This window comes from Calidifontibacillus oryziterrae (genome assembly GCF_000331575.1).
GTDB classification, from domain to species: Bacteria; Bacillota; Bacilli; order Bacillales; family Bacillaceae_J; genus Calidifontibacillus_A; species Calidifontibacillus_A oryziterrae.
The window spans coordinates 1-25,781 of sequence record NZ_ANOK01000007.1; the positions used below are offsets into that span (position 1 = coordinate 1).

Here is a 25,781-nt window from a genome sequence, read left to right on the forward strand (position 1 = left end):
TGAAACATCTAAGTACCCGGAGGAAGAGAAAGCAAACGCGATTTCCTAAGTAGCGGCGAGCGAAACGGAAGAAGCCCAAACCAAGAGGCTTGCCTCTTGGGGTTGTAGGACACTCAAAACGGAGTTACAAAAGAATGATGTAGGTGAAGCGACATGGAAAGGTCGGCCGAAGAAGGTAACAGCCCTGTAGCTGAAACATCATTCACTCTTGAGTGGATCCTGAGTACGGCGGGACACGAGAAATCCCGTCGGAAGCAGGGAGGACCATCTCCCAAGGCTAAATACTCCCTAGTGACCGATAGTGAACCAGTACCGTGAGGGAAAGGTGAAAAGCACCCCGGGAGGGGAGTGAAAGAGAACCTGAAACCGTGTGCCTACAAGTAGTCAGAGCCCGTTCAAGGGTGATGGCGTGCCTTTTGTAGAATGAACCGGCGAGTTACGATCTCGTGCAAGGTTAAGTTGAAGAAACGGAGCCGCAGCGAAAGCGAGTCTTAAGAGGGCGAGTAAGTACGAGGTCGTAGACCCGAAACCAGGTGATCTACCCATGTCCAGGGTGAAGGTAGGGTAACACCTACTGGAGGCCCGAACCCACGCACGTTGAAAAGTGCGGGGATGAGGTGTGGGTAGCGGAGAAATTCCAATCGAACTTGGAGATAGCTGGTTCTCCCCGAAATAGCTTTAGGGCTAGCCTTAAGAAAAGAGTCTTGGAGGTAGAGCACTGATTGGACTAGGGGCCCCCATCGGGTTACCGAATTCAGTCAAACTCCGAATGCCAAGCACTTATGCTTAGGAGTCAGACTACGAGTGATAAGGTCCGTGGTCAAGAGGGAAACAGCCCAGACCACCAGCTAAGGTCCCAAAGTGTACGTTAAGTGGCAAAGGATGTGGAGTTGCCCAGACAACCAGGATGTTGGCTTAGAAGCAGCCACCATTTAAAGAGTGCGTAATAGCTCACTGGTCGAGTGACTCTGCGCCGAAAATGTAACGGGGCTAAACGTACCACCGAAGCTGTGGGTGAACAGAAATGTTCGCGGTAGGGGAGCGTTCTAAGGGCATTGAAGCTAGACCGGAAGGACTGGTGGAGCGCTTAGAAGTGAGAATGCCGGTGTAAGTAGCGAAAAGACAGGTGAGAATCCTGTCCATCGAAAGCCTAAGGTTTCCTGAGGAAGGCTCGTCCGCTCAGGGTAAGTCGGGACCTAAGCCGAGGCCGAAAGGCGTAGGCGATGGCCAACAGGTTGAAATTCCTGTACCACCTCATTACCGTTTTCCCGCAAGGGGACAAGGGGCACTAAGCGCTAAAGCGCAAAGACCCCCTTCGAAGCAATGGAGGGACGCAGGAGGATAGGGCAAGCGCGCTGTTGGAAATGCGCGTCCAAGCAGGTAGGCTGAGAAGTAGGCAAATCCGCTTCTCGAAAAGGCTGAGCTGTGATGGCGAGGGAAAAACAGTACCGAAGTTCCTGATTCCACACTGCCAAGAAAAGCTTCTAGCGAGGTAGAAGGTGCCCGTACCGCAAACCGACACAGGTAGGCGAGGAGAGAATCCTAAGATGCGCGAGAGAACTCTCGTTAAGGAACTCGGCAAAATGACCCCGTAACTTCGGGAGAAGGGGTGCTCTGATAGCGTGCAAGCGTGAGAGAGCCGCAGTGAATAGGCCCAAGCGACTGTTTAGCAAAAACACAGGTCTCTGCGAAGCCGTAAGGCGAAGTATAGGGGCTGACACCTGCCCGGTGCTGGAAGGTTAAGAGGAGAGGTTATCGCAAGAGAAGCTTTGAATCGAAGCCCCAGTAAACGGCGGCCGTAACTATAACGGTCCTAAGGTAGCGAAATTCCTTGTCAGGTAAGTTCTGACCCGCACGAAAGGTGTAACGACTTGGGCACTGTCTCAACGAGAGACTCGGTGAAATCATAGTACCTGTGAAGATGCAGGTTACCCGCGACAGGACGGAAAGACCCCGTGGAGCTTTACTGCAGCCTGATATTGAATTTTGGTACAGCTTGTACAGGATAGGTAGGAGCCTGGGAAGTGGGAGCGCCAGCTTCCATGGAGGCAATCATCTAGTTGGGATTTAATACTTTGCAACTCTGTTAAAATCTGTTGTAATATTTTGTCGCCCATGGCTATCCACCCTTATTAGTTTTATTGTTTTTATTTGTTAGCAATTCAAATGTTCTTCGTAAGTGCTCGATATCTTTGCGGCTCATGTTTTTCCATTTTTCGATGTCAAAGAAGCCGATGTCGTCGATTTGATATTCATTAAGCAACTTATTAATCTCAGATAGCTGATTAAAATCTTCGTGAGAATAAGGTATTGATTGCTTTGGGTTGTCCGTTCTACCAAGTATATAGTCTGTTGTTGTACTAAATATTTCAGCAATCTTATTTATTGCATCAGCAGGCGGGATTTTTGTTCCATTTTCATAAGCAGTATAAGTTACTCTTGCAATTCCTATTAAATTTGCAACATATTCTTGAGTATATTTACTGTTTTCCTTTTTCTTTTCATCACGTAGTTGTTTTATTCTCTTAGCTAAAATATCCATTATCATCAGCTCGTTTCTATGCTACCTTATTCTAATTATAATGTTACCGAAAGAAACTTTGTATAAATGTTACTAATAGGATAAAAGATAAAGGAAACAAGACGAACAAAGTGAGTCAATGTTGACTTATCGTAGGGAGATGAGCGAAGTTTAGAAGTCGCTGGGAGCTGAAGCTGGACAAAAAAACGCAGTAGATATGAATGACTGTTATCTAGTTTTGAAGGAACAAACTTCAAGTAAATAGTAATGACGAATCAGGACAAGAAAGACAAGGCGACGAGCTTACGAGGAGCGGAGTGTACGTTTAAAGGGTACAACATGAGCACCACAGGAAGCGAAGTCAACGTAGTATTTCGCCGTTTATCATTTGTCAGATGTTTGGTGACGATAGCGAAGAGGTCACACCCGTTCCCATTCCGAACACGGAAGTTAAGCTCTTCAGCGCCGATGGTAGTTGGGGGCTGTCCCCCTGTGAGAGTAGGACGTTGCCAAGCATAAATCTTATTCCACAGTAGCTCAGTGGTAGAGCTATCGGCTGTTAACCGATCGGTCGCAGGTTCGAATCCTGCCTGTGGAGCCAATGCTTCCATAGCTCAGCAGGTAGAGCACTTCCATGGTAAGGAAGAGGTCACCGGTTCGAGCCCGGTTGGAAGCTTATTTAAATAATATAGATATATCAAGGGTTTCTCGATACTAGGGGAAGTCTTTTTTATTTGATTGGAATATTCGGGAGACTAAACAGGAGACCGATTTTAAATTTCAATTATATGTATTTTTGCATTTTGCTAGATTCTCTATTAAAGCGGAATGATCGACGATCAGGTAATTCTATATTAGAATCTAATGCATAAAGCCGTTAATGTTTGTTGATTTTTTAAGTTCCTCGATTTCATATGAAAAAATAAAAAACACACACCAACATGGATGTGTGTCCTTGTAGTTACCTATAAAAATGATTTTGCTACTGCTAGTAATTTATCTTTATAATTCATTAAGTCAGAGACTTGATCAATATTAACGACCGTACGATGTTCATCATTAAACTGGATATATTTGTTTTTGCTATTTAATCCAAGGCGGCATACCCATTTTCTAATACTGTCATCTAAAAGTACATTAAAGTAGCTTTGATTATCACGGTAGAAGACTCTTTCTGGTTCCACAGTTTCTTTTAATAGGAGTTTAACAGTTACATAGCCTTCAAGTTCTTCTTCTGTTGTGACTATGATTGGAGTATTTTCCGTTTCACTTTCCAGTTTTCCTTCTTGTATTTCATTTTTTGAATCAGTTGAAACTGCAGGTTCTGCTTCTGAATCATTTAAGGCTGCTTTCAACTTGTCGCTAACTAAATCATTAATGAATTGTTTAAGTGATTTTTTTACTACTGGTGTGAATTTCTCTATGACGTTCCGCGTCTTTTTACCAGGGTAAATATCCGCAATAATAAAAGAAATAAAGTCATCTGATGGGTTATCCCATTGTTTAGAAAGAAACTGTTTAATTTCACCAGTGTATTTAAGTTCTGAAGCTGTTGTTAAAATATTTTCGACGTCAAATCCACCTTTTCTAAATTTAGCTAATTCTATTATTTGTGTATCTCTTATGTCTGAGAGATTAAACTCAAAAAATGGTGCGGCATCCATTTTGTTTTGTTCATCCAAATCGGTGTAAAATCGGTATACGAGCCCGTTGGTTAGTATAGCGAATTTAGCGGTAGTTGTTCCAAAGTATCTAAATAATTGAGAGTCATGTTTTTCAAGCTGTTCGTTAATTGCTTTAGCTTCAACCAAAATGATTGGTTTACCATTTTGTAATATGGCATAGTCCACTTTTTCACCTTTTTTTATGCCAACATCAGCAACATATTCTGGAAGAAACTCCTCTGGATTAAAGACATCGTAACCTAGTACTTGGAAAAATGGCATGATTAAAGACGTTTTTGTTGCTTCTTCTGTACTAATATTACTCTTCACATTTTGAATTCGCCTCGAGATGCCCCTGATCTGATCGATAAAGTTTTCCATTTTAACAGCTCCAATCATTAATTAATAAAAAAGACACACTCCAACATTGGATGTGTGTCTGGTTGTATATCTATTTGTTGTCTTTTTCCTTCGTTAGTAAATCGAATGTTTTTCGTAAGTACTCGATATCTTCGTTGCTTATGTTTTTCCGTTACTTATTACTTAATTCGTTTTAAGTCACGAAGCTCTGTTTCTTGCTCAAGAGATCGCATAGCTAGTGATTCAAGAATTTTATCTTGACGTTCTTGACCTTCTTTCAACGATAGTAGTTCACCTTTTATTTTATGAACATCCATGGAAAGGTTTACTAATTTTGCGTCTGTTTCTTCTTGTCGATCACGTATTGTTTTTGTTATTTGGGTGTTTTCATCTAGTTGGGATTTAATACTTTGCAACTCTGTTAAAATCTGTTGTAATATTTTGTCGCCCATGGCTATCCACCCTTATTAGTTTTATTGTTTTTATTTGTTAGCAATTCAAATGTTCTTCGTAAGTGCTCGATATCTTTGCGGCTCATGTTTTTCCATTTTTCGATGTCAAAGAAGCCGATGTCGTCGATTTGATATTCATTAAGCAACTTATTAATCTCAGATAGCTGATTAAAATCTTCGTGAGAATAAGGTATTGATTGCTTTGGGTTGTCCGTTCTACCAAGTATATAGTCTGTTGTTGTACTAAATATTTCAGCAATCTTATTTATTGCATCAGCAGGCGGGATTTTTGTTCCATTTTCATAAGCAGTATAAGTTACTCTTGCAATTCCTATTAAATTTGCAACATATTCTTGAGTATATTTACTGTTTTCCTTTTTCTTTTCATCACGTAGTTGTTTTATTCTCTTAGCTAAAATATCCATTATCATCAGCTCGTTTCTATGCTACCTTATTCTAATTATAATGTTACCGAAAGAAACTTTGTATAAATGTTACTAAAAGGATAAACAAAATGTTATCATGTCACTTAAAGGAACTAATAATTGTATAATGTTACTTTATAGAACATTAATGAAAAGGATATCTTATAAAAGAAGAGGTTAACGTTTAGTTTTAACAACCATTTTATAAATCATTTTAAAAACTATAAACTTTGACTTTACAAATATGTTGGAGATTGTATATAATCTATTTTGTCAGCTTATTCATCTAAGAAATATTAATTATTTACGTGGGAATTAACTATGTTCGGCCCGTTGGTCAAGTGGTTAAGACACCGCCCTTTCACGGCGGTAACACGGGTTCGAATCCCGTACGGGTCACCATTTAATACAATTTCAAATTGCCGGCTTAGCTCAATTGGTAGAGCAACTGACTTGTAATCAGTAGGTTGGGGGTTCAAGTCCTCTAGCCGGCACCATTTTCCCTAAAATATCTGGAGGGGTAGCGAAGTGGCTAAACGCGGCGGACTGTAAATCCGCTCCCTGTGGGTTCGGCAGTTCGAATCTGCCCCCCTCCACCATTTCAATTAAAACAAAAATACTCAAGTTTGCGGAAGTAGTTCAGTGGTAGAACACCACCTTGCCAAGGTGGGGGTCGCGGGTTCGAATCCCGTCTTCCGCTCCAAAAGAACTATTTTTGCTAAAAGTTCGGGGGCTTAGCTCAGCTGGGAGAGCGCCTGCCTTGCACGCAGGAGGTCAGCGGTTCGATCCCGCTAGTCTCCACCATTTTATATACATATAAATAACTAACGTTCAGGACCATGCTCTGAACGTTTTTTGTTTTTTTCTAACATTAATTCAAGGTATAGACAACAGTACATATTTGCTTCTATATCTAAAAGAGAGCCTCCCTTGGGTTAATGTATATATATTCAAAATAATGTTGAGTTGAGTCATTCAATCTATTGCAGGTAAAATATACCTATAGTAGCTAGAGTAATGTTTAGGGAACTTTGTGGCAATATTTTTTTCATTAAACCAATATGTTAGTTGGTTACGCAAGAGTTCTTTGAAATCAATGGTTTTTAACAGCAGCTACCACAGGGATTTACAGGGGGGGTACTTAATGAAAAAAAAGATATCGATTATCGGTGTACCAATCGATTTAGGTCAAACCAGACGTGGAGTTGACATGGGACCTAGTGCCATTCGATATGCAGGGGTAATTGAAAGATTAAATGAATTAAATTACGACGTTATAGACCTTGGGAATATAGAAATTACACGACCTTCACACGGAAAGGAAGTAAAAACTTCAAACTTAAAAAATTTAAAAGAAGTAGTTGAAGTTAGTGGGAAGCTCACAGAGAAGGTTGAGGGAATTATAAAAGCAAATCGTTTTCCCTTAATATTAGGAGGAGACCATAGCCTTTCAATTGGTTCCTTGGCCGGAATCTCCAAGTATTATGAAAATTTAGGAGTCATTTGGTATGATGCACATGGTGACCTAAACACGGCTGAATCATCACCATCAGGTAATATTCATGGTATGCCTCTTGCGATCAGTCTTGGACTAGGTCATTCCGAATTGGTTAACATCGCAGATTATAGTCCAAAAGTAAAACCTGAGAATATTGTAATTATAGGTGCACGTGCATTAGATAAAGGGGAAAAACAATTAATTCGTAATATGGGTATTCGGGTTTATACAATGCATGAAATAGATAGACTAGGAATGGCAAAAGTTATGGAGGAAACAATACAGTATTTATCAAAACGAACAGATGGTGTTCATTTAAGTTTAGATTTAGATGGATTAGACCCAAGCGATGCCCCAGGAGTTGGGACGCCTGTTATTGGGGGATTAAGCTATCGTGAGAGCCACCTAGCAATGGAGATGCTTGAAGAAGCAAATATCATTACTTCAGCAGAATTTGTAGAAGTAAATCCTATTTTAGATGAAAGAAATAAAACAGCTTCTCTTGCAGTTGCATTAATGGGTTCTTTATTTGGTGAAAAAATATTATAAAACAAATGAAAAACAGTAATTGGTATTTCAGTTTCTGCTTTCTTTTTTTAATGATTCATATTCATTTAATAACATATCTAATTCTTGACTAATAAGTATAACTTCTTGTGATTGATAAGAAAAATGTGAAGAAAGCTTATGCATTTTTTTTCTACATTGTTCAATATTGTAGAGTAATCTATTTTCAGTTTTTTCATGATAATACACGTTTGCGTCACTCCTTATACCAAGAAATTAGCTATTCTATAGTATCATCTATATCCACTAAAATAATTTTTAACCGTATTGGTTCATTTCTTCAGAAAAAGGTATTATGTTTATGAAACCTTTTTGCATAGTTATCCGTAAATTAGGTTAGCCGCAGATGCGGAGGGAAAATAAAAATGGAAACCATAATAAAAAAGAGAATAAAACAAGTGAAAAAAGGCGATCAAAATGCATTTGCAGAAATAGTTGAGCTGTTCAAAGATAAAGTATATCAACTTTGCTATCGAATTGTTGGAAATGCACATGACGCAGAGGATTTAGCACAGGAAGCGTTTATAAGAGCATATGTTAATATTAATAGCTATGATACGAATCGTAAATTTTCTACGTGGATATTCAGGATTGCAACGAATCTGTCCATTGACAGATTGCGAAAGAAAAAGCCTGATTACTTTTTAGATGCAGAGGTTGAGGGAACAGAAGGACTTACCATGTACTCGCAAATTGCTTCCGAGGAACCATTGCCTGAGGAAAGTGTAGAGAATTTAGAATTTCAACAATGGATTCAGCAAGAAATTAATGAACTGCCTGTCATGTATCGATCGGTAATTGTATTAAAGTATATAGAAGAATTATCGTTAAAAGAAATAAGTGAAATTCTTGACCTGCCAATAGGTACTGTTAAAACTCGCATACATCGGGGCCGCGAGGCGCTGAGGAATAGATTACGGGAAGTGTAAGGGGTGAGATAAATGAGATGTTCACAAACCTATGTGGAGTTAATGCATAAATACTTAGACGATGAAGCTTCAGATATAGATCAGCAAAAACTTAAAGAACATTTACTTAGATGCACAGAGTGTCAGCTCCATTTTCAGGAGTTAAAGAAAGCAATAGCATTTGTACAAAGTACTGCAAATATACATGCGCCAGCAAATTTCACTAATAATGTAATGGCTAGGTTGCCTAAAGAGAAGTCGGCAGTAACATATAAAAGATGGTTTAGAAGACATCCAATGCTTGTGGCAGCAGCTGTTTTTATTTTATTAATGTCCGGAAGTCTGCTGTCAAATTGGAATAACGATAATCAATTGTTAGTTTCGAAGCAGTCTAACCTACAGATACAAGATCATACCGTCATCGTTCCTGAGGGTGTAGTAGTAGAAGGTGATGTCATCGTTCGAAACGGTGACCTAAAAATAGAAGGAGAAGTAAGAGGAGATGTCGTTGTCATTAATGGAGACCAATATCTCGCTTCTGCTGGGCATGTTACCGGTGAAATAGAAGAAATAGATAAAATGTTCGGTTGGATTTGGTATAATATGAAGCAACTTATTACAAAGATTATTTAATAGAATAACGTAGTTAAAGCCATCGTCTAATGAGTTGGCTTTCTTTATTTTTCTAATTTCTTGAACACCAAAAAGTGGTTGCAACCCAAAATATGTTATAATAATGTAGTTATAATTAGTGGACGGTAAAATAGAATGTTACGAATAATGTATAGAAGGAAGTGTAAAAATGCCTGTTGGAGATTTTTCAATATTAGATTACATCGGCGAAATTATAGATGTCCTCATAGTTGCTTTTGTAATCTATAAGTTATTAATGCTAATTCGTGGCACTAAGGCTGTCCAATTGTTAAAAGGCATTTTTGTTATCATTGCGGTTTGGCTATTAAGCGGTGCTTTAGGATTGAGCACAATGGAATGGCTAATGGACAAAGCGATAACGTGGGGATTTTTGGCCATTATCATTATCTTCCAGCCAGAATTAAGACGAGCATTGGAACAATTGGGGCGGGGACGTTTATTTTCACGAAGTGCTGTACATGAAGAGGAACAAATGACGAAAACAATTGAAGAAGTTGTAAAGGCTATAAGCTATATGGGCAAACGCCGTATTGGAGCGCTATTATCGATTGAGCGAGAAACAGGCATGGGAGATTATGTGGAAACGGGTATTCAGCTAAATGCAAATATTTCTTCAGAATTATTAATTAATATATTTATTCCGAATACCCCTTTACATGACGGGGCAGTTATTATCAAAGAAAATGAAATTAAAGCAGCGGCATGTTACCTACCTTTATCTGAAAGCCCGTTTATATCGAAGGAGCTTGGGACACGACATCGCGCTGCACTAGGTATAAGCGAGGTAACGGATAGCATTACAGTAATAGCTTCAGAAGAAACAGGTAATATATCGCTAGCAAAAAATGGAGAATTGTACCGGGATTTAACGAATGAAAAGCTTAAAGAAATGCTAACAGAAGAGCTTTCCAAAAAAGTGAAGGCAACTTCCTCATCACGTTGGAATTGGAGGGGGAAGAAAGATGAAAATCGACAAGTGGTTAAATAGTCCGTGGTTTATTAGAGTGTTAGCTCTTTTTATTGCGTTAATGCTCTATACGGCAGTTAATATGGAAACAAGGACAACTCCTAAGCCAACAGGAATATTGCCAACAATAAGCCAAGAAACAGAAGCATTAACGAATGTCCCACTTGATGTGTACTATAGTTCAGATGACTATGTTATAACGGGCTTACCACAAAATGTGAACGTTTATTTAGAAGGAACTAATAGTGCAATTAAAACTGCAAAGGCTCAGGGCGGGTATGAAGTTTTTGTTGATTTACAAAACTTACAACCGGGCACTCATACTGTTGAGGTGCAACATAGTGGTTTTTCAGAAAAATTAAAAGTTAGAATTGACCCGACAGTCGTAAATGTAACAATTAAAGAGAAGATTGAACAGGTTATGCCAATTACGATCAAAACATTAAATGAAGACCATTTACCAGAAGGGTATGTAGTTGAACAGCCAATTACAGTTCCGAATAGTGTAAAAATCAAAGGTTCAAAAGAAGAAATTGATAGAATAGGCTTTGTTGAAGGTTTTGTTGATTTAGATGGTGCAACGGAAACAGTTGAAAAGGACGTTGCATTAAATGTTTATGACGTAAACGGAGCTCAACTAAACTTGGAAATTGAACCTGCGGTAGTGGAGGCCAAAGTCCCAATTATTCCGCCTAACAAAAAAGTTCCATTTAAAATTAATCGAAAAGGGAATTTACCAAAAGGAGTAAGTATTCAAACGTTTGAAGTTACACCAAGTGAAATTACAATTTTTGGTCCAATAGAGATTATTGATCAAGTTGAAATGATTGAAAATATTGAAGTGGATTTATCTTTATTAGATAGCGACCAAACAATAGAAGTAAAGGTCCCAGTACCACAAGGTGTAAAAAATATTAATCCAGAAGTTTTGACCCTCAAAGTTGACGTGGAGCCAGAAGAGAGCAAGACACTAACGAGTGTTCCTGTAAAAGTAAATGGAATATTAGAAACAAAAAACGTAACATTAATTGCACCTGAGGATGGTTTGGTGAATTTAACGATATATGGTGCTACTAAGGTATTAGAAGAAATACAACAAAGCGATTTTGATATCAGGTTGAATACGAGTGGTTACACAAATGGAGAACATGAATTAGATATCGAGGTTGTTTCTGGCCCGCAAAACGTGAGATGGGAAATTAACCCGTCAAAGGCAATTATTCAAATTTCAAATGAATAGTGGGTAAATTCTGTTCAGTACGTTGATATTGAAGGAGCGATATAATATGGGAAAATATTTTGGAACCGATGGTGTTCGTGGGGTTGCTAATAGTGAACTAACCCCAGAACTTGCTTTTAAACTAGGACGTTACGGTGGATATGTGTTAACAAGAGATACAGCTACTCCAAAAGTATTAATTGGAAGAGATACAAGAATCTCAGGCCATATGTTAGAAGGGGCTTTGGTGGCAGGTTTGCTATCAATTGGAGCAGAAGTTATGAGAATTGGTGTCATTTCTACACCAGGAGTTGCTTACTTGACAAAAGCATTAGGAGCCCAAGCAGGGGTAATGATTTCAGCTTCTCATAATCCAGTTGAGGATAATGGTATAAAATTTTTTGGTTCAGACGGCTTCAAGCTTTCAGATGACCAAGAAGAAGAAATAGAAAAGCTACTAGACATGGAGGATACACTGCCACGACCAACAGGTGGAGATCTTGGTCAAGTAAATGATTATTTTGAAGGCGGACAAAAGTATTTGCAATTTCTAAAACAAACTGTGGATGAGGATTTTTCTGGAATTCATGTTGCATTAGACTGTGCGCATGGAGCGACATCATCCCTTGCACCTCACTTGTTTGCGGATCTAGAAGCTGATATTTCAACAATGGGAACAAATCCAGATGGCCTTAATATTAATGATGGAGTAGGGTCAACACATCCAGAAAGCTTAGCAAAGTTTGTACTGGAGAAGAATGCGGATATCGGGTTAGCATTTGATGGTGATGGAGATCGATTGATTGCCATCGATGAAAATGGAAAAATTGTTGATGGCGACCAAATCATGTATATATGTGCAAAATATTTACATGAACGAGGTAGATTGAACAAAGAAACGATAGTTTCAACAGTCATGAGTAACCTTGGCTTTTATAAGGCAATTGAAGCACTTGGCATAAATAGTGTACAAACGGCTGTAGGTGACCGGTATGTAATGGAGGAAATGAGAAATAGCGGCTATAACTTAGGCGGTGAGCAGTCAGGACATATCATTTTTCTAGATTATATTACTACTGGCGACGGAATGTTATCGGCAATTCAGCTTGTAAATATTATGAAATCAACGAATAAAAAATTATCAGAACTAGCTAATGAGGTAGAAAAATTTCCGCAAATATTAAAAAATGTACGTGTTAAGGAACGTACTTTAGCAGACGCAAATACAAAAATTCAATCAGTTATAGCTGAGGTTGAGCAAGAAATGGGTGAGAATGGACGCCTATTAGTACGTCCATCCGGAACAGAGCCTCTAATTCGCGTGATGGCTGAAGCTCAAACAAAAGAGCTTTGTGAATACTATGTAGACAAAGTTGTAAAAGTTGTTGAAGAAGAACTAGGAGAATAGTAAATACAATATGCATAGGCGGCACATGTGTATCCGCTTATGCATATTTATATTATGAGAGTTTGTAAACTTTACCACTATTACTGATGAAATATATAAATTGACGATTTTAATGCACTAAGGTAAGATTAGATGGATAATTTTAATTTAGAGGTAGAAAGGTGGATAGGGGTTAAATGGATTTATAAGCGCCTGAGCTATTCTGAGCGATAAGAATAGTTGACGAGGTGGGGGTTTATCGAATGTTCGGCGGATGCCTCCTGGTTGCGGTCACAACCATAAACTTAAGCGAAAACAAAGAGGCAACTCTTTGCATAAACGTTTAGGTATGATTAAGAAAACAATTTACAATTATAAACAACGGGGTAAGAGAGCCCCACTTTCTTGCCCCGGCAAGGAGGAAGATGTTAAGTGTGCGGAATAGTAGGATATATTGGTCATGAAGATGCAAAAGAAATTTTGTTAAAAGGTTTAGAAAAGCTAGAATATCGTGGATATGATTCGGCTGGTATTGCGGTAAATAACGGGAACGGTGTTCATTATTTCAAGGAAAAGGGACGTATTGCAGATTTACGTGAAGCTATTGATAATGAGGTAGAAGCAACAGCGGGTATTGGTCATACACGTTGGGCAACCCATGGAGTGCCAAATCGAATTAACGCTCATCCGCATCAAAGTGCATCGTGTCGTTTTACACTTGTTCATAATGGTGTTATTGAGAACTATGAGATGTTAAAACGTAGTTTTTTAGAAACGGTTGAACTAAAAAGTGAGACAGATACAGAAGTCATTGTGCAAATGGTCGAGTACTTTGTAAATAATGGAGATACGGTCGAAGATTCATTTCGGAAAACATTGAAAGAATTAAAGGGTTCGTATGCTTTAGCTCTTTTGGATAATGAAGACAAGGATCGTATTTATGTGGCTAAAAATAAAAGCCCATTACTTGTTGGCGTTGGAGATAACTTCAATGTTGTGGCAAGTGATGCGATGGCAATGCTGCAGGTTACCGATCAGTATATTGAATTGATGGATAAAGAAATGGTTATTGTAACGAGGGATTCCGTAATTATTAAAAACCTTGATGGCGCTGAAATAATTCGAAATTCGTTTACATGTGAATTAGATGCAAGTGAAATTGAAAAGGGTACGTATCCTCATTTCATGTTAAAGGAAATTGATGAGCAGCCATTTGTTATTCGAAAAATTATCCAAAGATATCAAGATGAACAAGGTGCGCTTAAGCTTGATGAAGATATCAGAGGTGCAATGCAGGATCCTGACCGTATCTACATTGTTGCTTGTGGCACAAGCTATCATGCCGGTCTTGTTGGTAAGCAGTTTATTGAAACGTTAGCCAAAATTCCAGTTGAGGTCCACGTAGCTAGTGAATTTTCATATAATATGCCATTATTGACGGGAAAACCATTATTTATTTTCATCTCACAAAGTGGTGAAACAGCTGATAGTCGTGCTGTTTTAGTAAAAATTAAAGCGTTAGGTCATCCAGCAATTACGATTACGAATGTACCTGGATCAACTTTATCCCGTGAAGCGGATTATACGTTGCACTTGCATGCTGGCCCGGAAATAGCGGTTGCTTCAACAAAAGCATATACAGCACAAATGGCGGTTTTAGCAATTTTAGCAGTTGATACCGCACGTACAAAAGGGATTGAGTTAGACTTTGACCCAATTCGTGAATTAAGTATTGTTGCGAATGCAATGGAAGTTCTTTGTGACCAAAAAGAAGAGATGAATCAAATCGCACGTGAATATCTAGCCACAACAAGAAATTGCTTCTTTATCGGACGTGGCATCGACTTCTATGTCGGTTTAGAAGGGGCCTTAAAATTAAAAGAAATTTCATACATTCAAGCAGAAGGGTTTGCAGGCGGTGAGTTAAAGCACGGAACAATTGCTTTAATTGAAGAAGGTACACCTGTGATCGCAATAGCAACCCAAGAACAAGTAAATTTAGGTATTCGCGGTAATGTAAAAGAGGTTGATGCTCGTGGTGCTAACTCATGTATTATAAGTATGAAAGGGTTAGAATCAGCAGGCGATCGATTTGTGATTCCAGCCGTTCATGAATTAATGACACCATTAGTTTCCGTTATACCTCTACAGCTTATTGCTTATTACGCAGCACTTCACCGTGATTGTGACGTTGATAAACCTAGGAATCTAGCAAAATCAGTAACAGTAGAATAATAGATACAGTTGTGATACATATATGTGTCTCTTTGTAACCAAGTTCTTCCCTCGTAATTCAAGTTCGTACCTGCGGTAATTAAGTTGGTACGCAAGAGGGGGAAAAGGGCGAGACCATTATGTATGTATTATTCAACTGAATTAAAAAATGGAGAGAAGAATCGGGAAACGTACCGTTGGTACGTATTCTCGGTTTATTTGTTTTGGGCTTACAATGGTTTCTACTAAATGATGAACAAAATAAGAACGTAGCTTGAATGAGTAAAATCCAAGCTACGTTCAATTATTGAAGAATGTAATTACTGAGTTGCTTTTAAGAGTAACCTTTTCCCATCAATGAATTAACATTGTTTTTTACCTCGACAAAAAGAGAATGCCACTAACAACCACAACAAATTTCAGATTACAACAGGTACATAGTTGCCAATAATCCTGTAAGAGACATAAGGATGGCGTATGGCAGAGCAAGTTTCACCATTTCCATGTAAGACAGACGAATCAGCGGTGCAAGTGCTGAGGTTAACAGAAATAGGAACGCTGCCTGTCCGTTTGGCGTGGCAACGGAAGGAATGTTTGTACCCATGTTGATGGCAACCGCCATCTTTTGATATTGATCTATCGCAATACCACCAGCCTCAAACGCTTTTTGTGTTTCTGACATATATACGGTCGCTACAAAGACGTTGTCGCTAATTGCCGAAAGAGCACCGTTTGCCAAGAAGAAAGCGACAAGCTGATTTTGTCCTTCCATGTTTAGTACCCAACTAATGATAGGAGCAAACAGATGCTGATCATGAATAACCGCAACAATGGCAAAAAATACAACCAACAAGGCAGTAAACGGCAGTGCTTCTTCGAATGCATGACCGATACGACCTTCTTCAGTAACCCCGTTAAATGCGGTAAGGATAATGATAATCATAAGACCTATAATACCAACTTCTGCAAGGTGCAATGCCAATGAGAAAATCAGCAGAACACCAGCTATAGCCATAATTATCAAACGTACACGTCCGCGTGTATCCATTGCAGCATCTTTTTCCTTAATATCCTCTTCCATAACGTTTCGCACTGACTCAGGAAGCTGATATCCATATCCCCAAAATTTTGTGATTTCGAGAGTAATAGATGTTAGAAGACCAACAATCAGTACGGGGATAGATACAGGTGCGCTATGTAAAAAGAAATCTATAAAGTCCCATTTCATAATGTTGCCGATCATAAGATTTTGTGGTTCGCCAACAAGTGTTGTTGCACCACCTAGAGCAGTACCCACAGCACCGTGCATCAATAGATTACGCAGAAAACCTCGGAACTCGTTTAAGTCCTCGCGATATTTGTCATCAACAATGTGGTCGTTATTGATATCATACTTATCGTATATTTTATCGCTAGAAGCAAATTTGTGGAAAATGCTGTAGAAACCATATCCTACGGCGATTATCACTGCCGTTACGGTTAGTGCATCTAGAAAAGCGGAAAGAATTGCCCCCATTATAGAGAACAAGAATGAAAGGGCGACTTTAGAACGCACTCTCGTTAGGACCTTGGAAAATAAATATACAAGACCTTCCTTCATAAAATAGATCCCCGCAACCATGAACATTAGAAGCAAAATGACAGGGAGGTTCAATTCAATTTCATGATAGATCGAGTAAGGGTTCGTTAACCCTATCACAACGGCTTCGATCGCAAGAAGTCCACCTGCAGGAAGCGGATAACATTTTAACGCCATTGCAAGCGTGAAAATAAATTCGATAATCAACATCCAACCGGTAAAGGACTTGCCGACGGTAAACATCAATATAGGGTTTAGCACTAGAAAAGCTAGAATTGTTGTTTTGTACCAGTTTGGAGCATTACCTAGAAAATTTGCTCTGAATGCTTGACCGAAACTCATTTGTTTCATATGTATAAGACACCTCCATAATAAAAAATTTCTTTCCTAACAACATTTGTAGGTTAGACACTATTTTATCACATTACCACATTAGTATTCAAAAATAAAATAAATAGAATAATAATGATGTAATTTCTATGGAATATATTTTAAGTACATTAAAATATCCATATCCGACCATAACCGTTTTTTATTCATCGGGTATTATTTTATGATTGTTATTAAAATGAACACAAGGAGGGAAAAGCGGTACTAAAAAGTATGAACGAGGCGTTATACATGGGCAAAAACGGCTTCAGAGTGGCTCCCTTCTTCGGATTATGAATTAGTAGGATCGCCAAATATTTCATTTACGGGAGATCTATCAGACAGGAATAATGTTTATAGTGAAATTTGGTTCTCTGTGAAGAAGAAAGGCGAAAATTAAATGATAAAAAGTTGACTGTATTCTAATAGGGGTACAGTCATTTTTTTCATTTTCATAAATGTTTATGAATAACGTAGAAAAATTAAGAAAACTTTAAGAATTTCCCTACTCTTTTCTTAATAAGTTTTCGCTATTCTTTTTAGGTGAAGGTCAATCGTGCACCTTCAAATAAGGAAGAAATAAATTTATGCATGTAGGATAGTAAAAGTCTTGGAGGTAGAAAAGTGAAAGAAGTATTTAAAACCCTCTATGAAAAGTATAACTTTGACCTATTTAATTTTTTATTTTATATGGTGAGTAATCGTGAACAAGCTGAAGTCGTTGTTCGAGAGGTGTACATAAAAGTATTAAATTCATATGATCAATTTGATAGAAAAAGTGATGAAAGAATTTATTTGTTTTCCATAGCTCAACAGGTTGCTATAGAACGTATAAAAAGACAAAATTGGCAAAACTCAATAAGTTCTCTAGATGAGGAAGATTTACAATTACCAAAAGAAATTGCTATTCAAGATAAAAAAATTCAGAGGTTATTTAAATGTATATGTAATTGTACTATTGAGCAACGGTCTGTACTTGTTTTACGTTATATTCAAGGGTTTTCGATAAAAGAAACATCCGACATAATAGGATGTACGGATAGGAAAGTAAAAACAGAACAGCGTAAAGGAATGATGCTTTTAAAAGATCATATTTTTTAGCTGTTTTCTGTGGAGATTCCTTTTTGTTTGTACAACCATTAAACTTCATTAAACTAAACTAAACATAGCAAATTCCGAATAAATCCCCTAAATCTTGAAACCATACTGCTATTTTTGCGACTAATCTATTGAATGAACTATATTGAATAAAAATGGGGGATAGGGGGATAAACATGAAAAAATTTTTTCTGTTAATCACTTGTAGTATGCTAATTATGCTTATTGGTTGCGATGCCAATTCAAATACTAATCAAGATCCAGGGAATGCCAGCGCTCCTAATGGACCTGGAATTGAGGGATATGTTGTTGGAAAAGAAAATGGGCGAATCCTTGTTATTGATCCAATCCCACAGGATTTTAGTTCATCGGGTGGTATATCTGAATTTTATAATGCGATTTGGTTCTCCAATGTTGACGATAACATTGAGATTGGTGAAAAAGTTCAAGTATGGTTTGACATTGTAGCGGAATCCTATCCTGGTCAAGCTGAGGCCACAAAAACGGCCGTAATGGAAACGGAAAAGCCAGGCAACTCTGATTTAACTGAAGCTCAAGCGATTCAAAGAGCTTTACAATCAGATGAAATTTCTTCGCAAAACATTACAGTTATTTTAACAACAGATTATGATGCAACAAATGACAAATGGAAAGTGGAAGTAAAGCAAGGTGAAAAAAGTTTAACAATTCAAGTGGTAGATTCTGAAAAGGAAGTGGCGGATAAACAGAAAGATTCTTCTAACATCCCAGAGGTTCCCGTTGAAAAATTAGAAACAGAATTTCAAAACCGCCTTTATAAAGAAATCGAAGTAGATGAACAAACGAGAAAAGTGAAAATGTTTAATTCAAAATCTCAGTGGATAGAACATATGACGAAGGTTATGGATGAAAAGCTTGCGCAAGAACTTGCAAATGATTTTTACAATGAAAAAGATGGCGAGCTCTACCTCATTTCTAGAGGCGGACCAGTAATCTTAACCATTGGTCAACCTTATGAAACAAATAAAATAGATGACACAAAAGTAGAAGTTTTCCAAAAAGGTGAAAATATGCTCCACGGGAAATATGAATTAGCGATTACTTACTCTTATAGAGATAGTGGTTGGATTATTCAAAATCGACAAGTTGATTTTTTAGATGATGTTGGAGAATAATACTAAAAAATATTTCCTAAATAAATAACCTCTTACGGACATAATACCGTAGAGGTTATTTATTATCGAGCTGGAAAACGCAAATAATGGTAAATATAACCTAAGTAGTAGTATAAGTGAGTAAGTCACATAATTTATATCGGGGTTTACTACAGCAGAAAGGACAATTTGCACAGACGTTTATATTTGAATACTCGTGAATCGGAATTTGTGTTATACATTGATAAAAATGAAATACTATGTTAAATTTATATAGTTACACATCGTATAATTATAACAAATGCTCACAAATACCCTTATTTTAATTATACAACATAATAGATGTGTTAGTCAACCCTTGAATAAATATTTAATGAGGAGTGTTGCTATGAATTCGGAATTTCTGCAGGAGCAAAAACGAGTAGACAGTGTAATGGCGACAATTAAGAAAGAAATCAACAGACTAGAAGAAGAAACTGTCAAACGTAGGAAAGAAGTTGTTCATATTCGCAAGCACTTTTGGGATGAAATTAAGGTGAATACGGATACGTTTGATGATTACCTTGAGACCATTATTGGCCTAAGGCAAGAGGCACAAGCCCTGTCCGTAAGCCAAAGCACCCATAGACATGCATCCAAGCGCTTATCCACGTTGCGCCGAATGCAGGATGTTCCATATTTTGGCCGGATCGATTTTATTGAAGATGGAGATGCAACGCAGGAACAAATTTATATAGGTATCGCTACCCTTAGTGATAGTAGTGGTGAAAATTTCCTGATTTACGACTGGAGGGCGCCAGTCTCGAGTGTATACTATGATTATCAGCCTGGACCAGCTAAGTATACAACACCCGGTGGTGTAATTGAGGGCATGCTTGAGAAAAAGTGGCAATATATTATCCGCAGCGGCGTTTTAGAATCCATGTTTGATACTAGTCTCACTATAGGAGACGAAATTTTGCAGCAGGTTTTGGGCAAAGGGACTGATAACCACATGCACAATATAGTAGCCACCATTCAACAGGAGCAAAATAAGATCATTCGTCATGATCGTGGACGGTTACTCATAGTACATGGTGCGGCGGGGAGTGGAAAGACATCAGCGGCCTTACAACGGATTGCTTATTTGCTTTACAAATATCGAGATAGTCTGAATGCTGATCAAATTATTCTTTTTTCACCTAATACGATGTTCAATAGTTATGTGTCCAATGTGTTGCCGGAACTTGGCGAAGAGAATATGCAACAGGTCACATTTCAAGAATATTTAAATCATCGGCTTAAAGAGTTTCAAGTTGAAAATGCATATGAGCAATTGGAATATGTTTTAACTGCAGCGAATACCCCTTCGTATAAGTCAAGGGTTGCAAGCATCAAATTTAAAGCCTCTACTTGTTTTTTTAAGGCGATCCAATCATATAGACAGTCTCTAGAAATATCAGGAATGATATTTAAAGACATTACCTTCAGAGGAAAACCAATTGTTACTGCCCAACAGATAGCAGATACTTTTTATAGTAGCGACACCTCACTTCGCTTCCATAATAGACTTGAGAAGTTGATGGATTGGCTAACTAAGCAAATAAATGAAGCTGAAAAGACCGAACGGACAAAGCCATGGGTACAGGAGGAAATCGAGTTGCTGAGCAATGAGGATTACCATAAGGCACGTGTCTATTTAGCGAAAAAACGAGGCTTTAGAGGTGAATCGATTGCGGACTATGAGGTAGAGCCAAAAGATCTGGCTCGTTTGATTGTTCAGCGGAAATGGAAGCCATTACGAAGTAGAATTCGATCTTTTCGCTTCATCAACTTTAAGGGAATCTATAAGCAACTTTTTTCTGATCAATTAGAGATCAAACAGTGGATTGAAGGGGATATACCTGTTGAGTGGCAAGATATTTGTCAGGCGACACTGAAAACGCTAGATGAAGATAGACTTTTTTATGAGGATGCTACTCCATATTTGCTTTTGAAAGAACTAATTCAAGGCTTTGAAACGAACAGTTCGATAAAGCACATCGTTGTTGATGAGGCACAAGATTATTCCCCTTTTCAATACGAGTTTTTGAAACGTTTGTTCCCTTCGGCAAGGATGACAGTGCTCGGAGACTTTAATCAGGCAATATTTGCTCATGCCAGCGAAATGGTGGATTTTCACACACTTACAAGTCTATATGGACGGGATGAAGCGGAAGTAATCGATTTAGCACGGAGCTACCGGTCAACGAAACCAATCATTGAATTTACACGAAGACTTGTTCCAAACGGCAATAGAATTATTCCTTTTGATCGTGACGGCGAGCTACCGAAACTAAAACAATTGTTCGATCATGCAGAACTCCACAGCTGTATTGAATCAAAAGTTGCCGATTTGCGAAATCAAGGGTTTAATAGTATTGCAATCATATGCAAATCTGCTGAGGAAAGTAGGATTGCATATGAATCCCTATCGAACATTGATGGAATTAAGCTTTTAAAAAGCAGCACAATTGAATATGAACAAGGAGTAGTTATAGTACCATCGTATTTGTCCAAAGGTATTGAATTTGATGCAGTTATTATTTATGATGCATCGGAGCATGTATATGGTAATGAGAGCCTGCGCAGAGTTTTCTATACCGCCTGCACCAGAGCGATGCATTATTTGCAGCTATACTGCGTAGGAGAACCGAGTCCATTCCTACAAAATGTTTTGCGCGATGGATTCATCCAATAAGGATGAATCCAAATGAGTTTTTTTGGAAAAACATGCACCGCCATAAAGGTCTTGAATGGACTAAAGTCCAAGCAAAACTGGAAGCTAATGCAGAATAGGTGAACCTTTACTTACAACAAGTACATAGTTGCCAACAATCCTGTTACAGACATCACGATCGCATATGGCAGTGCCAGCTTCACCATTTCCATATAAGACAGGCGAATCAACGGCGCAAGTGCCGATGTTAACAAGAACAGGAATGCTGCCTGACCGTTTGGTGTCGCAACAGAAGGGATGTTTGTACCCATGTTGATTGCAACGGCCATCTTTTGGTAGTGGTCGAGAGCAATACCACCAGCTTCAAACGCTTTCTGTGTTTCGGACATATATACGGTCGCAACAAAGACGTTGTCACTAATGGCAGAAAGGACACCGTTTGCTAGAAAAAATGCAACGAGTTGATTCTGGCCTTCCATGCTTTCCAGTACCCATTGAATAATTGGCGAAAACAGATGTTGGTCATGAATAACCGCAACAATCCCAAAAAATACGACTAGTAGTGCAGTAAACGGTAGTGCTTCTTCAAACGCATGGCCGATTCGCCCTTCTTCAATAACCCCGTTGAAAGCTGTAAGTAGAATGATAATCATTAAACCTATAATACCAACTTCTGCTAGGTGCATAGCTAAAGATATAATTAGAATAATACCGACTATAGCCATAATAAGTAGACGAATACGTCCGCGAGTGTCCATCGAGGCATCTTTCGCTTTTACGTCATCCTCCATAACTTTACGGACTGACTCTGGAAGCTGATAGCCGTACCCCAATAATTTCGTGACTTCAAGGAGAATCGCTGTTAGAAAACCAACAATCATTACTGGAATTGACACAGGTGCGCTTCGTAAGAAGAATTGAACGAAGTCCCAACCCATAATAGTGCCGATCATTAAATTTTGTGGTTCACCAACTAACGTTGCTGCGCCACCCAAAGCTGTTCCTACAGCACCATGCATCATAAGATTGCGCAGAAAGCCACGAAACTGATCCAAATCTTCATGATATTTTTCATCAATTATATGGTCGTTATTAATATCATACTGTTCGTATACTTTTTCACTAGAAGCAAACTTGTGGAAGATGCTATAGAATCCTAACCCTACGGCAATAATCACCGCCGTTACAGTTAGTGCATCTAGAAAAGCGGAAAGAATTGCACCCAATATAGAGAATAGGAGGGCAAGCACGACCTTAGATCGTACTTTCGTAAGGACTTTAGAAAATAGGTACACAAGGCCTTCTTTCATGAAGTAAATTCCAGCAACCATGAACATTAGTAGCAGAATGACTGGAAGATTCAATTCAATTTCATGATAAATGGAATAAGGATTAGTAAGTCCGATAATAACGGCTTCAATCGCAAGAAGTCCACCAGCAGGGAGGGGATAACATTTAAGCGCCATTGCAAGCGTAAAGATAAATTCAACAATCAACACCCATCCAGCAACAGTCTTACCAACAGTAAGCACCAAGATAGGATTCAATAGAAGAAAAGCGAGAATTGTTGTTTTGTACCAGTTCGGAGCACTACCTAGAAAATTAGCTGTAAACGCATTTCCTAAACTCATCTGTTTCAGTTGACACACCACCTACATGAAAAGTACGACACCTATACATTGCAAAAATAAATATTGTAAAAATAAATATTGTAAAAATAAATATTGTAAAAATAAATATTGTAAAAATCGATTGTAAAAATTGATTATAAAAATTGCAAAAAATCACAGGTAAGTCACTTGCTGTGGTATTTTGCCACATTCCCATTTTTTTATTCAATCAGATCGAGTTATAAAAATTAGAAATTGCGATGGATGGATTAACCTAAGTAGTTCAGTTCTTCGAACGTTTCTTTTGCTTCAAATAAAATATTTGTACATGATGCTTTTTTATAAATGGTACTATTTTGGTTGGAAGTATTACTCTCTGTAATCACAATTCAAGGTTTGACATTTGAGGATTATTTAGTTAAAGTCCACATATAAAGTTAAAAGGTGAGGAACGATGACCAATAAAGAAAAAAGTGCTGAAGTAATTCGCAAATTTGTGCATGCATTTAAATGTCCACTTTGTAATAGTTCAATGGAAGTAGTTGACTTAAAAAGCCTCGTATGCTCGAATAATCATACGTTTGATATAGCGAAACAAGGATATATAAACTTGATGACTCGGTCTTCAAATAGTCATTACGATAAAAATTTGTTTGAATCAAGACAAAAAATTATTATGGAAAGTAGCTTATATTCAGTGGTACATGCGAAGATATCAGAAATCATAAAGGAGCATGTGGATGATTCTATTTATCCTATAATGATTCTGGATGCAGGATGCGGGGAAGGTTCACATTTACAAAGGATCATCGAAGAATGCAACAATATAGCAACAATTGGAGTTGGTTTGGATATTTCAAAGGCAGGCATTTTGTTGGCAGCTAAGAAATACAAAAAGTCCATTTGGCTTGTAGGTGATTTAGCAAATTCGCCTTTAGAGGATCGGTCATTTCATGTTATTCTTAATATCCTATCGCCCTCAAATTACAAGGAGTTTAAAAGGGTTTTAGTTCCAAAAGGTCTCATAATTAAAGTTGTTCCTCGTCCAAATTATTTAGTAGAATTACGAGAAGCACTTTTTGATGATAATGAAAAGAAGGTTTATCAAAACGATGAAACGGTGGATCTTTTCAAAAAAAATTTTTATCTAAAAGATGTTTTCAACTTAAGTTATACAAGAAAGTTAGATCACGAAGAACTTGAAAATCTTGTGAAAATGTCTCCGCTCTCTTGGAATTCAGAGAAGGCAGATATAGGTGTTTTTCTGAATCGTGCTTCCTCTGAGATCACAGTAGATTTAGATATTTTAGTTGGATCGAATAATAACTAATACTAAAAATAAAATATTCAATACAAAAAATATAATAGGCTGTATAACAGGAGAGGGTTGTTTTTTATGAACAAAGGACCCAATTCGTCTGGATCCTTTGTTTATTATATTACAGTATTTAATTGTTTAAATGCCCCCTTATATTTTCCATTCACATTAAAGGACAACTGCCATTTGAGAAAAGTAACATGTGTTGAAACTTTAGAGCTTCATATTTTCCATTCACATATAATGGACAACTGCTCATTAATTAGCTCACCAGTAATAGCACCGTTCATTTTTTCCATGAGACCTTTAACAATTGACAAGCCCAACCCAGTGCTTTTGTCAGTCCGAGATTGGTCTGCCATATAAAATCGCTCAAACATGCGGTCAACATCTTTTTCAGTTAATAAATGTGCATCATTTTTTATAATCAGTCTAACTGTTGAATTGTTTTCCTCAAGACTGATGGCCATATTTCCATCTGAGTGTGTAATAGCATTAGAGATCAGATTCTCAATGACTCTCGTAACGGCTGATGCATCTCCGGTCATGAAAACATCGTCTTCTGGCATGTCGATGATTGGTTTCATGTTTTTCTCATTAAAACGGTCATAAAAACTCATTACTACATCTATTGTTAAATTCTTTAGATTAATTCTTTCGCTCTTAAGATGATGATCAGCAGACTCAATAACAGATAGCTCAAAAAAATCATTTAATAATGACTCCAATCTTTTGGCTCGGTTTTGGGCAATTGATAGTAATTCCATTTTTTCATCTGCTGTAACATCTTCCGATTGTGCTATTTGGATGTAACCTAAAATCGAAGTTAATGGCGTTCTCAAGTCATGAGATATATTTGCTACTGCTTGTTTATGATCATTTTCAAAACGTATTTTATTCCTGTTTTCAGCTACGTACAAATCAATTAGTTTATTGATCTCTAATCCCAGGTTTTCGATATCTTTATCTATAAGTGCCAAATCAACTTTTTTGTTTGTTTTTCGATTGTTATAGGATTGTAGCTGGTTGCTAATTTTTTTTATTTCTTTTTTAAAAGTAAATAAGCGGGTGAGTAAAAATGCTGTTACTAACGACATTATGATTACTAAATAAATCAAGACCATCACCCGCTTATTTGTA

The 25,781-nt window shown here is 37.8% G+C and carries 18 protein-coding genes, 7 tRNA genes, 2 rRNA genes and 3 pseudogenes; 22 read left to right on the forward strand and 8 right to left on the reverse strand.

Features of this window, described 5'->3' with window-relative positions; translation table 11 throughout:
* Window positions 1-2,385: ribosomal RNA gene (locus tag D612_RS18985) — 23S ribosomal RNA — on the forward strand; the annotation flags it as partial.
* Window positions 2,386-2,398: 13 nt separating this feature from the next.
* Here the strand turns inward: D612_RS18985 and D612_RS20100 are convergent.
* A pseudogene (locus tag D612_RS20100) lies at window positions 2,399-2,548 on the reverse strand (helix-turn-helix domain-containing protein); the annotation flags it as partial.
* 371 nt (window positions 2,549-2,919) lie between these two features.
* Here D612_RS20100 and rrf point away from each other — a divergent pair.
* From rrf to D612_RS0106680, 3 genes are all read left to right on the forward strand, one after another.
* Window positions 2,920-3,036 (forward strand): 5S ribosomal RNA (gene rrf / locus D612_RS0106670).
* 11 nt (window positions 3,037-3,047) lie between these two features.
* Window positions 3,048-3,122: transfer RNA gene (locus tag D612_RS0106675), tRNA-Asn, on the forward strand.
* A gap of 2 nt (window positions 3,123-3,124) precedes the next feature.
* Window positions 3,125-3,197: transfer RNA gene (locus tag D612_RS0106680), tRNA-Thr, on the forward strand.
* 289 nt (window positions 3,198-3,486) lie between these two features.
* Here D612_RS0106680 and D612_RS0106685 read toward each other — a convergent pair.
* From D612_RS0106685 to D612_RS0106695, 3 genes are all read right to left on the reverse strand, one after another.
* Complete coding sequence (locus D612_RS0106685; RefSeq protein ID WP_017754719.1) at window positions 3,487-4,566, reverse strand: type I restriction endonuclease; 1,080 nt, start codon at window positions 4,564-4,566, stop codon at window positions 3,487-3,489.
* Window positions 4,567-4,724: 158 nt separating this feature from the next.
* Window positions 4,725-4,997, reverse strand: a complete 273-nt coding sequence (locus D612_RS0106690; RefSeq protein WP_017754720.1) for a hypothetical protein — start codon at window positions 4,995-4,997, stop codon at window positions 4,725-4,727.
* A 2-nt stretch (window positions 4,998-4,999) separates the two neighbouring features.
* Window positions 5,000-5,422, reverse strand: coding sequence for a helix-turn-helix domain-containing protein (locus tag D612_RS0106695; RefSeq protein ID WP_017754718.1), 423 nt, complete (start codon window positions 5,420-5,422; stop codon window positions 5,000-5,002).
* A gap of 327 nt (window positions 5,423-5,749) precedes the next feature.
* Here D612_RS0106695 and D612_RS0106700 point away from each other — a divergent pair.
* From D612_RS0106700 to rocF, 6 genes are all read left to right on the forward strand, one after another.
* Window positions 5,750-5,824, forward strand: a tRNA-Glu gene (locus D612_RS0106700).
* Between the two features lie 19 nt (window positions 5,825-5,843).
* A tRNA-Thr gene (locus D612_RS0106705) sits at window positions 5,844-5,919 on the forward strand.
* Window positions 5,920-5,936: 17 nt separating this feature from the next.
* Window positions 5,937-6,021 (forward strand) — tRNA-Tyr (locus D612_RS0106710).
* A 29-nt stretch (window positions 6,022-6,050) separates the two neighbouring features.
* Window positions 6,051-6,125: transfer RNA gene (locus D612_RS0106715), tRNA-Gly, on the forward strand.
* Between the two features lie 25 nt (window positions 6,126-6,150).
* Window positions 6,151-6,226, forward strand: a tRNA-Ala gene (locus D612_RS0106720).
* A gap of 340 nt (window positions 6,227-6,566) precedes the next feature.
* A complete protein-coding gene (gene rocF / locus D612_RS0106725; RefSeq protein ID WP_017754721.1) occupies window positions 6,567-7,469 on the forward strand; it encodes an arginase in 903 nt (300 codons plus the stop codon).
* A gap of 27 nt (window positions 7,470-7,496) precedes the next feature.
* Here rocF and D612_RS0106730 read toward each other — a convergent pair whose 3' ends face one another.
* Window positions 7,497-7,676, reverse strand: a complete 180-nt coding sequence (locus D612_RS0106730) for an aspartyl-phosphate phosphatase Spo0E family protein (protein ID WP_017754722.1) — start codon at window positions 7,674-7,676, stop codon at window positions 7,497-7,499.
* Between the two features lie 176 nt (window positions 7,677-7,852).
* Between D612_RS0106730 and sigW the strand changes: the two genes are divergently transcribed.
* The 6 genes from sigW (at window position 7,853) to glmS (ending at window position 14,857) form a co-directional block, all read left to right on the forward strand.
* Complete coding sequence (gene sigW, locus D612_RS0106735) at window positions 7,853-8,416, forward strand: RNA polymerase sigma factor SigW (protein ID WP_017754723.1); 564 nt, start codon at window positions 7,853-7,855, stop codon at window positions 8,414-8,416.
* 12 nt (window positions 8,417-8,428) lie between these two features.
* Complete coding sequence (locus D612_RS0106740) at window positions 8,429-9,028, forward strand: anti-sigma factor family protein (protein ID WP_017754724.1); 600 nt, start codon at window positions 8,429-8,431, stop codon at window positions 9,026-9,028.
* A 169-nt stretch (window positions 9,029-9,197) separates the two neighbouring features.
* The gene (gene cdaA / locus D612_RS0106745; RefSeq protein WP_017754725.1) at window positions 9,198-10,037 is read left to right on the forward strand and encodes a diadenylate cyclase CdaA; all 840 of its coding nucleotides are present in this window, start codon (window positions 9,198-9,200) and stop codon (window positions 10,035-10,037) included.
* A complete protein-coding gene (locus D612_RS0106750) occupies window positions 10,012-11,256 on the forward strand; it encodes a CdaR family protein (protein ID WP_017754726.1) in 1,245 nt (414 codons plus the stop codon). The genes cdaA and D612_RS0106750 overlap by 26 nt, the downstream gene beginning before the upstream one ends.
* 46 nt (window positions 11,257-11,302) lie before the next feature.
* On the forward strand, window positions 11,303-12,643 hold the full coding sequence (gene glmM, locus D612_RS0106755; protein ID WP_017754727.1) for a phosphoglucosamine mutase: 1,341 nt from the start codon (window positions 11,303-11,305) through the stop codon (window positions 12,641-12,643).
* Window positions 12,644-13,054: 411 nt separating this feature from the next.
* Window positions 13,055-14,857, forward strand: coding sequence for a glutamine--fructose-6-phosphate transaminase (isomerizing) (gene glmS, locus D612_RS0106760; protein WP_017754728.1), 1,803 nt, complete (start codon window positions 13,055-13,057; stop codon window positions 14,855-14,857).
* A 403-nt stretch (window positions 14,858-15,260) separates the two neighbouring features.
* Here glmS and nhaB (D612_RS0106765) read toward each other — a convergent pair whose 3' ends face one another.
* The gene (nhaB, locus tag D612_RS0106765) at window positions 15,261-16,766 is read right to left on the reverse strand and encodes a sodium/proton antiporter NhaB (protein ID WP_017754729.1); all 1,506 of its coding nucleotides are present in this window, start codon (window positions 16,764-16,766) and stop codon (window positions 15,261-15,263) included.
* Between the two features lie 268 nt (window positions 16,767-17,034).
* Between nhaB (D612_RS0106765) and D612_RS19940 the strand changes: the two are divergent.
* The 5 genes and pseudogenes from D612_RS19940 to D612_RS20050 all read left to right on the forward strand — a co-directional run.
* Window positions 17,035-17,184, forward strand: a pseudogene (locus D612_RS19940) (AraC family transcriptional regulator); the annotation flags it as partial.
* A 224-nt stretch (window positions 17,185-17,408) separates the two neighbouring features.
* A complete protein-coding gene (locus D612_RS0106770; RefSeq protein WP_017754730.1) occupies window positions 17,409-17,885 on the forward strand; it encodes a sigma-70 family RNA polymerase sigma factor in 477 nt (158 codons plus the stop codon).
* A 173-nt stretch (window positions 17,886-18,058) separates the two neighbouring features.
* Window positions 18,059-19,036 (forward strand): YobA family protein, encoded by a 978-nt coding sequence (locus D612_RS18675; RefSeq protein WP_017754731.1) that lies wholly within the window; start codon window positions 18,059-18,061, stop codon window positions 19,034-19,036.
* Between the two features lie 367 nt (window positions 19,037-19,403).
* Complete coding sequence (gene helD, locus D612_RS0106780; protein WP_017754732.1) at window positions 19,404-21,734, forward strand: RNA polymerase recycling motor HelD; 2,331 nt, start codon at window positions 19,404-19,406, stop codon at window positions 21,732-21,734.
* Window positions 21,735-21,754: 20 nt separating this feature from the next.
* Window positions 21,755-21,829 (forward strand): annotated as a pseudogene (locus D612_RS20050) (DUF4256 domain-containing protein); the annotation flags it as partial.
* 15 nt (window positions 21,830-21,844) lie between these two features.
* On the opposite strand, the gene nhaB (D612_RS0106785) reads toward D612_RS20050, so the two are convergent.
* Window positions 21,845-23,344 (reverse strand): sodium/proton antiporter NhaB, encoded by a 1,500-nt coding sequence (nhaB, locus tag D612_RS0106785; protein ID WP_017754733.1) that lies wholly within the window; start codon window positions 23,342-23,344, stop codon window positions 21,845-21,847.
* Between the two features lie 433 nt (window positions 23,345-23,777).
* Between nhaB (D612_RS0106785) and D612_RS0106790 the strand changes: the two genes are divergently transcribed.
* Entirely contained in the window at window positions 23,778-24,653 is an 876-nt protein-coding gene (locus D612_RS0106790; protein ID WP_017754734.1) for a putative RNA methyltransferase, read from the forward strand.
* A 209-nt stretch (window positions 24,654-24,862) separates the two neighbouring features.
* On the opposite strand, the gene D612_RS0106795 is transcribed toward D612_RS0106790, so the two are convergent.
* A complete protein-coding gene (locus D612_RS0106795) occupies window positions 24,863-25,765 on the reverse strand; it encodes a sensor histidine kinase (RefSeq protein WP_233274987.1) in 903 nt (300 codons plus the stop codon).
* Window positions 25,766-25,781 lie beyond the last annotated feature (16 nt).